The sequence below is a fragment of the Frateuria soli genome (assembly GCF_021117385.1).
GTDB classification, from domain to species: domain Bacteria; phylum Pseudomonadota; class Gammaproteobacteria; order Xanthomonadales; family Rhodanobacteraceae; genus Frateuria_A; species Frateuria_A soli.
In genome coordinates, this window is sequence record NZ_CP088252.1 from 825,718 (window position 1) to 840,931 (window position 15,214).

12 protein-coding genes are annotated in these 15,214 nt (G+C 62.9%); 7 read left to right on the top strand and 5 right to left on the bottom strand.

Annotation, left to right across the window (positions count from 1 at the left end):
• Positions 1-172: 172 nt before the first annotated feature.
• The 6 genes from LQ771_RS03775 to LQ771_RS03800 are packed head-to-tail and all read left to right on the top strand — an operon-like array spanning position 173 to position 6,002.
• Positions 173-1,093 (top strand): glycosyltransferase, encoded by a 921-nt coding sequence (locus LQ771_RS03775; protein ID WP_231351045.1) that lies wholly within the window; start codon positions 173-175, stop codon positions 1,091-1,093.
• Complete coding sequence (locus tag LQ771_RS03780) at positions 1,086-2,201, top strand: DegT/DnrJ/EryC1/StrS family aminotransferase (protein WP_231351046.1); 1,116 nt, start codon at positions 1,086-1,088, stop codon at positions 2,199-2,201. The genes LQ771_RS03775 and LQ771_RS03780 overlap by 8 nt, the downstream gene beginning before the upstream one ends.
• A complete protein-coding gene (locus tag LQ771_RS03785) occupies positions 2,198-2,770 on the top strand; it encodes an acyltransferase (RefSeq protein ID WP_231351047.1) in 573 nt (190 codons plus the stop codon). The genes LQ771_RS03780 and LQ771_RS03785 overlap by 4 nt, the downstream gene beginning before the upstream one ends.
• Entirely contained in the window at positions 2,767-4,266 is a 1,500-nt protein-coding gene (locus LQ771_RS03790) for a lipopolysaccharide biosynthesis protein (RefSeq protein WP_231351048.1), read from the top strand. The genes LQ771_RS03785 and LQ771_RS03790 overlap by 4 nt, the downstream gene beginning before the upstream one ends.
• The gene (locus LQ771_RS03795; RefSeq protein WP_231351049.1) at positions 4,256-5,194 is read left to right on the top strand and encodes a glycosyltransferase family 2 protein; all 939 of its coding nucleotides are present in this window, start codon (positions 4,256-4,258) and stop codon (positions 5,192-5,194) included. Before LQ771_RS03790 ends, LQ771_RS03795 begins: the two co-directional genes overlap by 11 nt.
• Positions 5,195-5,204: 10 nt before the next feature.
• Entirely contained in the window at positions 5,205-6,002 is a 798-nt protein-coding gene (locus LQ771_RS03800) for a class I SAM-dependent methyltransferase (protein ID WP_231351050.1), read from the top strand.
• Positions 6,003-6,180: 178 nt separating this feature from the next.
• Here LQ771_RS03800 and LQ771_RS03805 read toward each other — a convergent pair whose 3' ends face one another.
• The 5 genes from LQ771_RS03805 to LQ771_RS03825 all read right to left on the bottom strand — a co-directional run bounded on the left by LQ771_RS03805 (position 6,181) and on the right by LQ771_RS03825 (position 12,944).
• On the bottom strand, positions 6,181-8,118 hold the full coding sequence (locus LQ771_RS03805; protein ID WP_231351051.1) for a hypothetical protein: 1,938 nt from the start codon (positions 8,116-8,118) through the stop codon (positions 6,181-6,183).
• Between the two features lie 38 nt (positions 8,119-8,156).
• Positions 8,157-10,151, bottom strand: coding sequence for a tetratricopeptide repeat protein (locus tag LQ771_RS03810; protein WP_231351052.1), 1,995 nt, complete (start codon positions 10,149-10,151; stop codon positions 8,157-8,159).
• Positions 10,152-10,262: 111 nt separating this feature from the next.
• Entirely contained in the window at positions 10,263-10,727 is a 465-nt protein-coding gene (locus tag LQ771_RS03815; protein ID WP_231351053.1) for a pilin, read from the bottom strand.
• 328 nt (positions 10,728-11,055) lie between these two features.
• On the bottom strand, positions 11,056-11,499 hold the full coding sequence (locus LQ771_RS03820) for a pilin (RefSeq protein ID WP_231351054.1): 444 nt from the start codon (positions 11,497-11,499) through the stop codon (positions 11,056-11,058).
• Positions 11,500-11,588: 89 nt separating this feature from the next.
• A complete protein-coding gene (locus LQ771_RS03825; RefSeq protein ID WP_231351055.1) occupies positions 11,589-12,944 on the bottom strand; it encodes a hypothetical protein in 1,356 nt (451 codons plus the stop codon).
• Between the two features lie 124 nt (positions 12,945-13,068).
• Between LQ771_RS03825 and LQ771_RS03830 the strand changes: the two genes are divergently transcribed.
• Positions 13,069-15,180 carry a S9 family peptidase gene (locus tag LQ771_RS03830; RefSeq protein WP_231351056.1) on the top strand — a complete coding sequence of 704 codons (2,112 nt, stop codon included), beginning with the start codon at positions 13,069-13,071 and terminating at the stop codon, positions 15,178-15,180.
• Positions 15,181-15,214 lie beyond the last annotated feature (34 nt).

The following is a 15,214-nucleotide window of genomic DNA, read 5'->3' on the forward strand; positions in this document are numbered from 1 at the left end:
TCTCGGGTGCAATGAGCGACTTGCTTGGGCTCTCGGTGACCTTCGGCGTTGAAGGCCCATGCACGCTAGGGCGGAAGATCGTCGCTCGATCGCCGGACTCAACGTGCAACTGGTATCCGCCGTTCGACTCAGTAATGATCGGTCGGTTGCGCCATCGCGGGGAATGGACCGAATGACTGGTACTGCATCACTGGCAACGGTCACCGTGACTTATCGTCCGGAACTGGTGATTCTGCGCAAGCAACTCGACCAATTGCCGCGAGACGCATTGCGCATCGTAGTCGATAATGCGTCGCCCGAGCCCCTGCGTGTCTGTCTACGCACGCTCGTGGCTGAAGAAGGCGCGGTTCTGATCGAGAATGACGCAAACCTCGGTCTTGCCGCGGCGACTAACATCGGCGTCGCGCATGCCTTGCGTGCGGGCGTCCAGCGCGTGTTATTCCTTGATCAAGACACCGAGCCAGGCGTCACGGGGGTCGCCGATCTGTGCGCTGCGCACGACCGGCTCCATACATCGGATCCTCGGCCATCGTGCATTGGGCCGCGGTTGATCGACTTTACGACCGGCCTGGATCACGGCTTCCATCAGCAGCGCGGCTGGCGTTGGGTCCGTGTGTGGCCTCCTCGCGGCGCTCCTCCAGTGCCTTGCGTGAACCTGAATGGAAGCGGAACCCTTGTTCCAAGCGCGATCCTGGTCGCGCTGGGGGGGCTGGAGGACGACCTTTTCATCGATCACGTTGATACCGAATGGGCCTTTCGCGTGCTGGCGGCTGGCTTCGGCCTGTACGGTGCGCCCGACGTCGCCTTCGGGCATCGTATGGGCGAGAAAACCTGGCGATTCTGGTGGTGGGGATGGCGCGTGTGGCCGTATCGTTCGCCATTACGCCACCGTTATTTATTTCGGAACGCGGTGCGTCTGATGCATCGCCCCTATGTTCCTAGGGTCTTCAAGACATGGGCGGTAGTGAAGCTGCTGGTGACGTTCTGTGTGCACGCTCTGTTCGACTCGGCGCGTGCGCAGCAGACCAGAGCGATGTTGCAGGGCGTAGCGGATGGCTGGCGAGCAGAGCGCACGGGAAAATCAAGTGACTGACGAGACTATCTACGTAACACGACCGTTCTTGCCGCCGCTCGATGAGCTGTTGCCTTCGCTAGAGCGCATCTGGTCCACGCGCGAACTCACGAACGGGGCAGCATTTCATCGCGAATTTGAGGAGGCGTTGGCGAAATACCTGCGCGTGCCGTACGTGTCACTTTTCACCAACGCGACCGTTGCGCTGGTGACGGCACTGCAGTGCCTCCGTATCACCGGCGAGGTGATCACCACTCCGTACTCGTTCGTCGCCACCGGACACTCGTTGCTGTGGAACGGCATCGAGCCGGTGTTCGCCGACATCGATCCGCACACGCTGACACTCGATCCTGCGCGTGTCGAAGCGGCCATCACGCCCCGCACGACTGCGATCATGCCAGTGCACGTCTACGGCCGCCCGGCCGATACCGTTGGCCTGCAGCGGATCGCCGATACTTATGGGCTACGTATTATCTATGATGCGGCCCACGGTTTCGGCGCGAAATACGACGGCCGTTCCCTAGCGGATTACGGTGATCTCTCCGTGTTGAGTTTCCACGCTACCAAGGTATTCAACACCTTCGAGGGGGGCGCGATCATCTCGCGTGATGCGCAGACGAAACAGCGCATTGACTACTTGAAGAATTTTGGTTTCGCCGGCGAGACGACCGTGGTCGCGTCGGGCATCAACGGCAAAATGAGCGAATTTCAAGCGGCGCTGGGCCTATTGCAGTTGCGGTACATCGATGAGTGCATACGTCGACGCAGCGAAGTTGCAAAGCGTTACGACGTTGCATTTGCCGACGTGGCAGGCATCAAGGTGCTCGGCGCACTCAATCGCTACGTTCCTAATTTTAGTTACTACCCAATCTTCGTTGGCCGCGATTATCCGATCGAGCGCGACGCACTCTACGAGAAGTTAAGCGAAACGGGCATCCACGGCCGCCGTTATTTCTATCCGCTAATCAGCGATTTCCCCATGTATCGTGGCCGTCCTTCCGCGGCGAAGGCGGGCCTGCCGGTCGCGCATCAGGTCGCCGACTCCGTGATCTGCCTGCCGATCTATCCCGAGCTGTCCGAAGCTGACCAGAGTCGCGTCATCAATTGCGTGAGGCGTGCGGGCGCATGAGCTCGCATCTGACTCGCGACGAACTGCGCGAAGCAGGTTTTTTGCGCTTTGGCGATGACGTGCGGGTTTCGCGCAAGGCATCCTTTTATGGTGCGGAACGCATCCTCCTGGGCAGCCACGTTCGCATCGACGACTTCTGCGTGCTCAGCGCAGGCGAGGGCGGTATCGAAATTGGAGATCGTATCCACATTGCCGTGTATTCCAGTTTGATTGGCTGCGGACGGATCCGGATACACGATTTCGCGAACATCTCGTCGCGCGTGTCGATTTACTCGAGCAATGACGATTACTCGGGCGAGACGATGACGAACCCAATGGTGCCGCAGCCCTACACGGCCGTCCGGCATGCCGACGTCTCCATCGGGCGCCATGTGATCATCGGCAGCGGCAGCGTGGTCCTTCCTGGTGTCGAAATTGGCGAAGGTGTCGCGATCGGCGCGTTGTCGCTCGTGCGCTCTTCCTGTGAGCCGTTCGGTATCTATGCAGGCACGCCGGCGAGGCGCATCGGCGAGCGCAGGCGCACTTTGCTCGAACTCGAGCGCAAGTTGGCCGGTGAAGAAGGCACGTGATCGGGCGGACGCGCCTGCGCGACAACCTAGTCGCGAATCTCGCGGGCACGGCAGTAGCCGCGGCGGCGGCCGTGCTCTCGGCGCCACTGATCTATCGCTGGATGGGGCCGGGCGCGTATGGGCTGGTCGGTGTGTACGTGTTGCTGCAGACGCTGATGCCGCTGTTCGACGCTGGCATCACGGCGGGGCTCGCCCGTGCGGTTGCGTGGCATCGCGAGCGCTCATTGGGAGAGGTGCGCACGTTGGTGCAGGCGGCAGTCCGCCCGGTGGTCGGGATGGCGGCGCTATTTGCCCTTATCGCGGCGTTCGGCGCCGGCCCCGCAGCCCAGCACTGGGTGGGCGATTCCGCCATGCCGTTCGAAACCGTGCGCCTCGCGTTCTGGTGGATGGTAGGCGCGCTGGCTATTCGCTTGGTGGCCGGACTTGGGCGCGCCTCCCTAATGGCGCTTGAATTGCAGCCGCGCGCTAATGCGGTGCAAGCGGCCGCTGCCGTAACGCGTACGTTCGGCGCATTGGCATTCGCTATGGTGACGGGCACCGGGGTCGCAGGCTTTTTTTTTCTGCAGGTGCCGATTTCCATCGCGGAGTACGTCGCGTACCACTCAGCGTTGCGCCGTGTGCTGACGGCCGAACCAATCCCGGTGACGCGTATAGAGCTTTCGCGCCACGTGCGTTTCGCCTTCGGTATCGCTGGGTTATCGGCCATGTGGTTGCTCACCTCCCAGGTCGACAAGGCGTTGCTTGCCGAAAGCCTTGCGATGCGCGGTTATGGTGCGTATTCGCTCGGGGTGCACGTCGCCTCCGTGACCCTCCTTGCGGTGGGGGCCATTCATGGCGCGGTGCTGCCGCGCATGACGCGCCATGTCGCGGGACAAGAAGAGGCCAAACTCAGCGCGTTGTACGGCATCGCGACGACGTTGACGGTGGCGACGGCTTGCTCGGTCGTCGTCGCGATCGCGATCGGCGCAAGGATGTTGGTGCCATCATTGCAGGTCTCGGTCGACGGTATCGACCCTATGAGGATCGCCTGGCTGTACGGCATCGGCAATGCGGGCGCCGCGTTGCTGGCCATAGCCTACCAGCTGCAGAACGCACGAGGGGTAATACGCATGCATGCAGCCGGCACGGCGTTGCAGATGCTCGTGCAGGTGCCGCTCGTCGCGTGGTCGGCAACCGGTGGCGATGCAGTCCGCACCGCGGTCACGTTCGCTTGGGTCAACTGGGCATTTGCGCTCGTTTGGCTGCCGTTCGTACATGCGCGTTTTCTACCTTGCGGACATTGGCGCTGGATGTCGCGCCATCTATTGCCGACGCTGATTGCGGGTCTTATCGTCGGTGCCGCGGCGATTTACCTCGCTCGTGCGCTGCCGGGTGGTTGGGTGTGGGGCATCCTTGCGCTCGCATTCGGCACGGGTGTGACCTTCGCTGCAGCCGTTGCGATGGATCCAGATGCTCGGGAAGTGGTGAAGACGTGGGTAGGCGAACATGCAGGTTGAATACGCACCCGCCGTCAGCGTCTGCGTGACGACCTTTCAGCATGCGCCTTTTATTCGCCGGTGCCTCGAATCGGTACTTGCGCAGGATTTCGCTGGGGAAATCGAAGTCCTCGTCGGCGATGACGGCTCCGCTGACGGCACGCGCGACATCATTATCGATGTAGCGTCACGCGACGCACGCGTAGTGCCGGTGTTCCATTCCAGAAACCTCGGTCCGACTGGTAATCTGGAATCGCTGGTCGCGCGCGCGAAGGGCCTAGCAATCGCTCACCTCGACGGTGACGATGAATGGCGGCCAGGCAAGCTGCGCGCGCAGTGTGTCATATTGGAACGTTCGCCGAGCGTCGTTGCGGTTTATACAAACGCAGAGCTCGTTGCACATGACGATCGCCCGCTTGGAATCTTCAATTCGGGAGTTCCTTCTAGGATCGATCTCTCTGAGCTGCTTCGCCGGGGCAACTTCCTCAACCACAGTTCGCTCCTCTATCGCGCCGAAGTGCGCGATGCCGTGCTGGGGATAGCCCCGCCTTGGATCGATTACCGCCTGCACGTACGCCTCGCCGCCCGCGGCGCGCTTGCTTATGTTGACCAGCTCCTCGTCGTGCACCGCTGGAGGACGCCAGGTTCGATGATCAAGACAATGCCGCGTGCCGTGATCGATGGCCAGATCGACGCTTTCCGCGAAGCGCTCGACACGGGCGCGTCTGCTGAAGCCGTGCGCCGCGCGGCGGGGTGCGTTTGGGGAAAAGCCCTGGTCCAGGCGTTCATCGCGCGCGACTTCACTGATCTGCGTTACTTCACCGACAAAATCGGCGCGATGCCGGACCTGCAGGCCGGCTTCCGCTGGCGCATCGCCCAGGCGGCGCTAGCGCCGTGGCGCGCCTTGCGCTCGGTGGTCTCGCGCAAGCGGGGCGTGTATTTTCCATGAGGAGGACGCGATGAATCGCAGGCTGCTCGGGTGGTGGGCTTCGGCTCGCGCGATGGGCGTTGGCGGCGCGCGAGCGCTTTTGGGCGTTTGGCACCACTGCGTGGTATGTGGACATCGTGTTCCGGCCTTCCTGCCCTGGCGCGGTGGCTCGGCCGCCGCGCCACCTTTGATGCGTGCGCTGCACATGGTGGGGAGTGATCTCGACCATTTTGCTTGTCCGCGCTGTGGCGCTAACGATCGCGATCGCCACCTGCGCCTTTACTTCGAACGTTGCGGCATCGCCGAGCGGCTGAGCGGCGCACGTATTTTGCATTTCGCGCCGGAAGCACCGCTGATGGCATGGATCGCCACGATGCAGCCAGCTTTGCACGTGTTAGCGGATCTGTATCCGGCGCGCCAGGGGATCCAACGCATCAACCTTGAAGCGATCCCCTTCAAGAATGGGACGTTCGACGTCGTAATCGCGAATCATGTACTGGAGCATGTCGGTGACCTGGACAGCGCAACAAGCGAAATCGCCCGCGTGCTTGCACCAGGAGGCATCGCGATCCTGCAGACCCCGTGGTGCCGTGGCCTTGCGGCAACACTTGATGATCCGGGCGTTCAGTCGTCGGATGCTCGGCTCCAGTTATATGGGCAGGAAGACCATGTACGTCTGTTCGGCCGCGATGTATACGCACGCATTGGAAAGAGCGGACTGAACGCACTGCCGATGTCGCACGCGGCAGTTTTGTCCGGGATTGATCCAGACCTCTACGGTGTCAATCCCGAGGAGGACCTGATGCTGTTCGCGCGCGCTGCGAATTAGTGAGCCCCCCCCCCTTATCGGGTGCGGCGCGACGTGTCAACTGTGCAGCATGCCTCGGCGATGCATTGCACCTTCTTGGCAGGCGACCTCCTGCCTATGACGGCTAGCGGCCGGAACTGCCGGGCGTGTTCCTTCAGGAAAATGTGCTATCTAGGTTTGCCGTCAAACATGTTGCCGGTCAAGAGGATGGCAACCTAGAGCGAAGCTCGGCGATACTGCCGTCCAGACGCCCCGCGAAATTGAGGGCCTCGAGCTTCTGGAGCGCTTGTCGCGCCTGCTCAAACTGCCCACTTGCGAGAAGCATGCGTACGGCGGTGATGCGATAGGCCGGTTCCATGGGCCCAGCGCTGATCGCCTGCTCGATCACCCGCAATGCAAGCGCGCGGTCATCGAGGATATTCCACGCATAATCGCTGTATGTGGCCAACAGCCGGGGGCTGGGATTCGGATGTGACAGCGCAGCGAGGAAGGCGGCTACCATGCGCCCTTTGGGCAAGCGGCAGGCACCTTCGCGTGCGCATTGAGTAAGCGTACCCAACGAACTTTCATCCTGCACGCCGGGCGGGCGGGCTTTCAGCTTGGCGATAAGGCTGTCCCACCAGGCGTCCTTAAGCGGCAGGCCCATGCGCGCATTCATAAAGATCAGCGCTTGTTCGGGAAGTATCGAGCTGTTCGGCAGCTGCATTGCCCGCTCCAGCGGCGCGTAAGCCAACCGAGTGAATGGCGAGTCGCGATCATAATGAGAGTAGATGACGTATATGCGGCCCAATTCGTACTGCGCGCGGGGTGATTCGGGAGCGCGTCCCGCGAGCTCCGCGGCCAAGCGCAACGGATTGCCCCAGGCGTAGGCGGTCAAGGCGGTGCTAGCGATCCAGAACAGCATCAGGCCGGTCAGCGCGACATAGCGCGGTAAGGCCATGGGTAAAGGGCGTTGGTGGGTGGCAGCGGAGGATTTGTCCGCATGGCGCGGCGAGGCCAGTGCTGGAACGACGGCAAGCAGTAGGCCGAGGCTGGCGAAGTAGTTGCGATGCTCGTAGATCAGTTCCAACGGGAGGATGGTTCCGGTTAACAGGTGGCAACCGAGAAAGAAGGCCAAGCCAAGCGACACCAATGGGCGTCGTTGCCGCAATGCAAAAACGAGCCAGGCCAGCGCAGCTAGCGCGAGAAGGCTAACCAGCGTGGTCCAAGGGCTTAGGAGGGAGGTCGAGACGTGGAAATCGTCGTGGTAGAAGGAAAGCGCATCAGGTGTTGGCAGCAGGGTCCAGTCGATGTAACCGGCGACGATCCGTGCCTCGCTCAACAGGCGCTGGCCAAGCGTGAAATCACGAGTCGAAAAGGCTGCGGGCGAGAGCACATGGGGTACGACTAGCGTCAACCCCGCGAGCATTGGCAGCAGCAACGTCAAGGTGAAAAGCGCCAGCACGCGTGCGTCTCGGTTCCGCGATGCGGCGGCCCGGTGAAAGCCGAACACGCTCCATTCGACCATGAAGGCGTATAGCGGCAGCATCACCGCCGTTTCCTTTGCCAGCAAGCCGAGCGCGGTGGGTGCAATCACGCTGAGCGCACACAGGACTAGGCCGCCACGGCCGGCGAGCATGCGTTCACGTCCACCGATGTAACCCAGCAGGCCGAGCAGTACAAAGGCGTTGGCCATGCTCTCCATGCGCTGTACCACATAGAGCACGCCGGTCAGGTTGATTGGCAGCACCATCCACGCAGTGGCAATGAGTACAGCCAACAGGCCATTGCGCTCGTGCTGCCGAACTCCGCTGCTTGCTGCTTTCGCTTTTGCTGACGCTTCAATGGCATCCAGCAGGCGTCGTGCGAGCAGGAACACCAGCAGTCCGTTTAGCAAGTGGATAAGCAGGTTGGTCAGCTTCATCCAGTAAGGGTCGAGGCCTGCGGTGAGGTAGTTGGCAGCGAAGCTCAACGAGGCCAGCGGCCGTTTGAAATCGCTGGCCGGCGACGACAGCGCCGCGCGCGCAAGGCTGGAGATGCTTGCATCGGACGGTTGGACACCGCGGTTGTCCACGATATTGGGGTAATCATCGAACAGCCAGCCGCCGGAAAGGCCGGGCCAGTAGACCGCGGTGCAAAGGACGAGTGCGATCACCATCAGCCATGAGCTGTGGCCGCGAAGGCGTGAGAAATGGCTCATCCGGGAGGCGCGTAGCTGTCTTTGAGGTCTTTTTGTAGTGTATCCCGCAGACGTGCCAATTCCCGCGGCCAGTAGTCCTGACGGGCCAATACATAGGCGTGGAGGCGCGCCATGCTCCAGCCGGATGCTTTGGGCGGAGGTGGAAGGGACTGGAAATAGGCCAGGTGAGCGAGCCCCTGTGCCGGAAATCCTGCCGAGCCCAGCTCAGCCGCCTGGCTGAGTGCAAGGCTTTCGCGGGGTTGCTGCCGCAGTCCGGCGTCGAACAACGTCAGCGCCTGCTCGGGCTCTCCTTGCTTGATCGCGAGGCGACCGAGCAGGTAGTCGATATCCTGCTGACGCCCCGGGTTACCGACCAGTCGCGGGTTCTGCCGGGCGGCTAGCAGCAGACGTTTGATCTCCGCCAAGCCGATGGCCGGGCATTTACCGAAGGTAGCCTCGTTGATCGCTCGATCGAACCAGTTGGTGAGCAGGGTGCCGGTGTCACGGGTGGTGGCCAAGGCTTGCTCGGCCGATGTGAGGCTAGTTGCGTTGAGGTTGCCTGCGGCGCATCGGGCAGCCACCAAGTTCAACGCAAGTTGTACTTGGTCGGGTGCGAGCCGCAGCGCAGGCTCAAGTCGCCGAATGGCCAAGCGCGGATGGCCTGCACTCATCTCCGCCTGTGCCGCAAAAGCCTGCGCCCGTGCTGAAGACGGATTCAGGCGGGCCCATAGCAACGCTTGGTCATGGGTATTGCCCCAAAGGCTTGCCCGGGACCATGTCATGGTCAGCAGGGTAGCCAGGCAGACGGCTGCCAAGACTAGCTTGGAACGGTGCCAGGACGTGTGCGCCGACTGCTCGGTGGATTGCCTCGTCATCAGATTGCAGCCGCACAACCATAACGCAAGCGGCCAGAACATCAGCAGTGCAGGCAGGTAGTTTCGATGCTCGAAGAAGAGTTCCAGGGCGATGGTGCTGGACTCGATCGACTGTCCGACAAAGAAGAACAAGACGGCTGCCGCGACCGCCGGCCAGCGGTTGCGACCTTTCCACGCAAAGGCGATCAACGCAGCGATGGCCAGGAGCGAAGGCAGCGTGGTCCACGGATGCAGCAAGGAGGTGGACGCCTTGACCTGGTCATTGAACAGGCCGGCAGTGAAAGGCGTTGGCAGCCAGAGCATGTGCAGGTAGGTGAGAAGCACCCGCGGCTCGGTGAGCAACCGCTGCCCCAGCGTCCATTGGCGCGCGTCGGAAATGCCGACCGTCAGGCCGTGCCATCCTGCGTGCAACAGATACGCGACGATTGCCAGCGTGGGCAGCCAGCCGAACAGCAGCATGGCGCGCCTGTAACTGGACGGTGCATTTGCCCGGTGGGCGGCACGGTCGCAAGGGTGCAGAAACGCAAATTCGAGCGTGAGCGCAAGGACCGGCAGGAGGATACCGTTGGCCTTGCTGAGTACGGCCAGCATCGTGCAGGCGCCCAAGCCCGTGACGATCCAGACCAGTCCCTGCCACAGAGCACGCTCCCTCATTCTCTTTCGGCCGTGCAACCAGGCCAGTAGTCCGAGGAGTGTGAACGTGGCCGGCAACATGGCCTCGCGCTGCACGATGTAGAGCGTTGTCGAGACGAAGAGCGGGTGCGCCATCCAGAAACCGGCGCCCAGGACCGCCGCCGCGTCGAGGCGTCTGCGGTCCTGTTCCGGTTGCGCCGTGGCGGCAGCGCCCAATCGGCGCAGCAGCAGAAACAGCAGAACGCCATTCAACAGGTGAACGAGCAGGTTCGTCCGCTTGAACGGATAGGGGTCTGCCGGCCAGTTGCGCGCATCCAGCAGGAACGAGAGCAGGGCAATCGGTCGCCCGGTCGGATCGGCGGTACCCGAGGTTACATAGCGGACAAAGGTCTCCCATCGGTTAATGGGACCGGTTTCGCCCAGCGCAGGAAGGTTTGCGAAATCGTCGAAGAGGAACCCGCCGTGCAGGCCCGGGTGGTAGGCGAGTGCGGTAAGGCATGCCATGCAACACAGCATGAGCCACGTGGCCAGGCGGGTATTTCGCGTCATTCTTCAAAGTACCAAAAAAGAAGGGCCGCATGGCGGCCCTTCTTGATCATACACGGGTCAGGCAATTTACTGACGGCAGGAAGCTGGCAGGTACTTGTCCTTGACCTTGGTGCCGTCGCCCTTGCAGTGCCATTCCACCGAACCAGCGTGGGTGATGGGAGAGAGGACGAGAGTGCCGTCGGCACCCTTGATCGCGGTATTCGCCTTCGGACCGTCGTACTGGGCCTCGATCACGCCGTCCGTACCGTCACCATCAGAACCGACGCCGATCTGGCTGACGTACTGGCCGTTGATGCTCCCGGCGCTGGAGAGACCAGCCGACTCATTGTTGCCAGGCAGACGACCGGTGTTGGTGTAGAACTCGGCCACGGCGGTCTTGGCGCCGTCGGCGAGCGACATGCCTTCGGAGACCTGCGTGCGGATCACGTAATCCTGGTAGGCCGGGATCGCGATGGCCGCCAGGATGGCGATGATGGCGATCACGATCATCAGTTCGATGAGGGTGAAGCCCTTCTGGATGGTCTTCTTCATGGTGGTTCCTCGTTTTGCTGGTTAGCTAACCGTTTGATGCCCCCTGAGCCCCGGTCCCGGATCCCCCTAGGCGGAATCGGACCCCACGTACGCGGTCAGGAACGACCAGGAAGCTCGCGGTGTACGAAGCAGTTTGCGTGCCACGCCCACTGCTTCTTTATTGCCGCATAGCTGCAGGCCGGGCGATTGTGCACGTCGTCACGAATGTCTACAACCCGTGTGTTTGCCGTAGCGTCCGGTTGAAGAACCGTGACGCGGCTGGCATCCGGCGGGCCTGTCTAAAAGCGGCACCTAGTGTCAAAGTTTGTCAAGGATGCGTCTCTGGTCGTCAACGGCGGCACGACGCGGGCAGGTACTTGCCCGGCAGGGTCGTCCCGGATCCGCTGCAGGTCCAGGCGATGCTGCCGGCATAGGTGATCGGCGACAGGACGAGCTCGGCGCTGTGTATCTGGACGTTGGCCTTGGGACCTTGGAAGCCCACGTCGATCTTGCCCCCGGTGACATCGACGCTCGAGACATAACTCCCTTTGATCGAGGCGGCGCTCGCCAGGCCCGCCGACGTGTTGTTAGGCGGAAACCGGCCCGTATTGGAAATGAAATCCCAGACGGCCGCTTTGGGGCCCGTGGACAAACTCAGTCCTTCGGACACCTGGGCACGAATCACGTAGTCCTGGTACGCCGGTATCGCGATGGCAGCAAGGATGGCGATGATCGCAATCACGATCATCAACTCGATCAGCGTAAAGCCACTGGTACGTCGAAGCGTTCGCATGGAAGTCCCCTGTTGGTCGTCCGAGCGAGGCAGGTTTTATACCAATCAGGCTCTCACGGTGATCAGTCATGGGCGAGTTGTGATTGCCGTCACGCACGGTCGAGCCCGCTTGCCCGGGCGCGGTATCGCGCCACCGCCCGGCAGGCCAGCCAGGTGACCCAGAGTGCCAGCAGGATCTCCATCGGTCGAAAAGGGGTCGAATACCGGGGCTCTGCCTGCAGCACCGTATATACGAACGTGACGTAGATCGTGAGCACTCCGACCAACTGCAGGGAAGGCGGGATGTCGCTGCGACGGATCAACATGGCTAACCAGCTGACCGCCAGTGTGGCGAACAGGAATGGATTCAGGGCCTTGCAAACCGCCGCGAGTGCCCTGAGCGCAGCGTTTTCGAGAAAGGGGGAGTGGCGTGTGGGGTAGACATAGATGTCGCCCTGTCCCATCCGGATGTCCCACCCCCAGAAGAGCCAGGGCTTGCTCGCGTACCAGGCGGCATAGTGAAGTGGCTTTCGCGCCATGCGGCCCAGGATCGCCTCCAACCCCTGCAACGGTTCCCGTTGCAGCAGGGTCGTTTCGCGGTCGATCGCCGCCAGTGCGGCGGCCGCGTTCGGGTCGTGCCGGGAAGCGCCGCGGTAGGCGGCGTGATAGTTGGGCCACGACCCCTGGTCGAGATTGATCAGCGCCCGTCCGCTCGACGAAGGCGACGGTGGCAACAGCGCCCCCCGCACGTGCCAGGCGCCACAGAACAACACAGGGAAGATGAGCAGCCCCAGTGCCGTGCGTCGATTGATCCGGCGGCAGGCGAGCAGCCAGCAGACCCCCAAGGGGACCAGGGGGATGAGCACCGCGTTGCTGAGTGCGGCCATGGTCAGGACGGCGGTTCCACCGATGGCGTGTGGCACGCTGCCCTTGTCCAGCCCCCAACCGGTCCATGTAAGACCGGCCACCGCGAGGAATCCGACCCAGGACTCGCTCAGGATTAAGCTGTTGATCGCAACGCTGTGTGGCCACAGCGCCATCAGGAGCCCCGCGGCGGCGAGCCACGGCAGCGGCATCCAGCGCCGTGCCATGAACATGCCCAACGGCACGGCCAACCCGCTCAGTATGGCCTGGCTCAAAAGTACGGCGGCATACCAGTGGTCCCAGTCGGGCCAGGCTTTCATCCATGCGGCGAGGAACAACGGATAGCCCGGATCCCTGAAACTGTCCGGAGGAGGGGGCGTGCCGGTTTCCGGCGCCATCGAAAAGACACGATGGCGCGCGAGGTTGCGTGCGTAGGCGTAATACTCCACGCCATCTGCCCGCACGTGTTGCTGATCATCCACCGGCTGGAGCACCTGGGCGTGTACGACGTAGTGCAGACGCACTCCCAGCGAGAGCGCCGTTATCAGCACGAGCAGGGCGGGCCACGTCCAGTGGCGTACGCGTGTATCGAGCAAGGACATGGTGCTTCGCGGGTCTTTTGGCGAGCCGGGGCGCGTGAATGGTACCGGCGAAGACACGCATCGGTTGCGTCTCCTCGCGCACCCGCTTAAGTTGCTGGTTACGCCTTCAACCAAGGGAAATCCCATGAAGCCGCTGTTTGCCGCGCTTGCACTGGGCCTGCTCGCCACACCGGCGCTGGCCGTCGACCTGGAAACCCACGCCCCGCACCCGTTCAACGTGCGCGACCTGGTGATGATGGACCGGGTCAGCGACCCGCAGCTCTCGCCCGATGGTCGTTACGCGGCGTTCGGCGTGCGCAGCACGGACTACGCGGCCAACAAGGGCGTCAACGCGATCTACGTGCTGGACCTGAAGAAGGGCGGCGAGCCGGTCAAGGTGGTGGACAAGGGCGGTTCGGCGCGCTGGGCGTCCGACGGGCACAGCCTCTACTACGTGGCGGCGGCCGACGGTATCTCGCAGCTGTGGCGGGTGGATCTGGGCACGGGCGACACGCTGGACCTGGCCGGGCACAAGGCCGCGGTGCAGGTCAGCCGCGGCGCGCTGGACCTGGGCGGCTACAAGCTTTCGCCCGATGGCAGGAGCGTGCTGCTTTCCTACGAGGTCTATACCGACTGCGCAGACCTTGCCTGTACCAAGGAGCGCATCGACGGCCGCGAGAAGAACAAGGCCACCGGCACCGTCTACGACAAGCTGTTCGTGCGTCACTGGGACACGTGGGCGAACGGTCGGCGCAACCAGTTGTTCATCGGCCACTTCGACGACCAGGGCATGCTGCCGGCCGAGCCGACCCTGCTCAGCCGCGGTATCGACGGCGACATCCCGAGCAAGCCGTTCGGCGACGAGAGCGAGTTCGCTTTTTCGCCGGACGGCCGCACGGTGTATTTCGACGTGCGCATCGCCGGCACCAGCGAGCCGTGGTCGACCAACTTCGATCTCTACCGCGTGCCGGCCGATGGCTCGGTCGCGCCGCAGAACCTGACCGCGACGAACAAGGCGTGGGACGCCTATCCGGTGCCCTCGCCGGACGGCAGGACGCTGTACTACCTGGCGATGAAGGAGCCCGGCTTCGAGGCGGACCGCTTCGCGATCATGGCGATGGACCTTGAGCGTGGCACCACGCGCGAGGTCGACCCGCAGTGGGATCGCTCCGCCGGCGCGCTCGCGGTCGCCGACGACGGCAAGACGCTCTACGCCACCGCCGACGACCAGGGTCAGCACCCGCTGTTCGCCATCGATGCGGCCAGCGGCAAGGTCACCAAGCTGGTGGGCGAGGGTTCGGTGGGCGGCTACTCGCTCCAGAACGGCAAGCTGCTGCTGGCGCGCGACGACCTCAAGCATCCGGTCGACCTGTACCTGACCGACGCCAACGGGCGCGGCCTCAAGCAGGTCACCCACTACAACGCCGAGCGGCTCCAGAACGCGAAGATGGGGGACTTCGAGTTCTTCACCTTCAAGGGCTGGAACGACGAGCCGGTGCAGGGCTACGTGGTCAAGCCCGCGGGTTACAAGCGCGGGCAGAAATACCCCGTTGCCTTCATCATCCATGGCGGCCCGCAGGGCGCGATGAGCAACGGCTGGAGCTATCGCTGGAACCCGCAGACCTACGCGGGGCAGGGCTTTGCGGTGGTGACCGTGAACTTCCATGGCTCGACCGGCTACGGCCAGGCGTTCACCGATTCGATCTCGGGCGACTGGGGTGGCAAGCCGCTGGAGGACCTCAAGGCCGGCTGGAAGGCCGCGCTGGACAAGTACAGCTTCCTCGACGGCGACAACGCCTGCGCGCTGGGCGCCAGCTACGGCGGCTACATGGTCTACTGGATGGCGGGCGTGTGGAACCAGCCATGGAAGTGCTTCGTCGACCACGACGGCGTGTTCGATGCGCGGATGATGTACTACGCCACCGAGGAGCTGTGGTTCGAGGAGAAGGAGAACGGCGGCACGCAGTTCGAGCATCCGGAGAACTACGAGCGTTTCAACCCGATCAACCACGTCAAGGACTGGCGCGTGCCGATGCTGGTGGTGCACAGCGGCAACGATTTCCGCATCCCGATCACCCAGGGCCTGGGCGCCTTCACCGCGCTGCAGCGCCAGGGCATCCCGAGCGAGTTCCTCACCTTCCCGGAAGAAAACCACTGGGTGCTCAAGCCGCAGAACAGCGTGATGTGGCATGAGACGGTGAATGCCTGGTTGAAGCGGTGGACGTCGGGGGATGGCGGCGATACCGCCAGCCACTGAGTTCTGGAAGCGGCGACCAAGGGCCGCCGCTTTT

Bases quoted from the DNA above. Each gene is read 5' to 3' on its own strand.
- LQ771_RS03785 (WP_231351047.1), top strand. From the start codon at position 2,198: ATGAGCTCGCATCTGACTCGCGACGAACTGCGCGAAGCAGGTTTTTTG.
- LQ771_RS03820 (WP_231351054.1), bottom strand. From the start codon at position 11,499: ATGCGAACGCTTCGACGTACCAGTGGCTTTACGCTGATCGAGTTGATG.
- LQ771_RS03805 (WP_231351051.1), bottom strand. From the start codon at position 8,118: ATGGTGATCGCACTCGTCCTTTGCACCGCGGTCTACTGGCCCGGCCTT.
- LQ771_RS03800 (WP_231351050.1), top strand. From the start codon at position 5,205: ATGAATCGCAGGCTGCTCGGGTGGTGGGCTTCGGCTCGCGCGATGGGC.
- LQ771_RS03775 (WP_231351045.1), top strand. From the start codon at position 173: ATGACTGGTACTGCATCACTGGCAACGGTCACCGTGACTTATCGTCCG.
- LQ771_RS03795 (WP_231351049.1), top strand. From the start codon at position 4,256: ATGCAGGTTGAATACGCACCCGCCGTCAGCGTCTGCGTGACGACCTTT.
- LQ771_RS03830 (WP_231351056.1), top strand. From the start codon at position 13,069: ATGAAGCCGCTGTTTGCCGCGCTTGCACTGGGCCTGCTCGCCACACCG.
- LQ771_RS03815 (WP_231351053.1), bottom strand. From the start codon at position 10,727: ATGAAGAAGACCATCCAGAAGGGCTTCACCCTCATCGAACTGATGATC.
- LQ771_RS03825 (WP_231351055.1), bottom strand. From the start codon at position 12,944: ATGTCCTTGCTCGATACACGCGTACGCCACTGGACGTGGCCCGCCCTG.
- LQ771_RS03810 (WP_231351052.1), bottom strand. From the start codon at position 10,151: ATGGCATGCCTTACCGCACTCGCCTACCACCCGGGCCTGCACGGCGGG.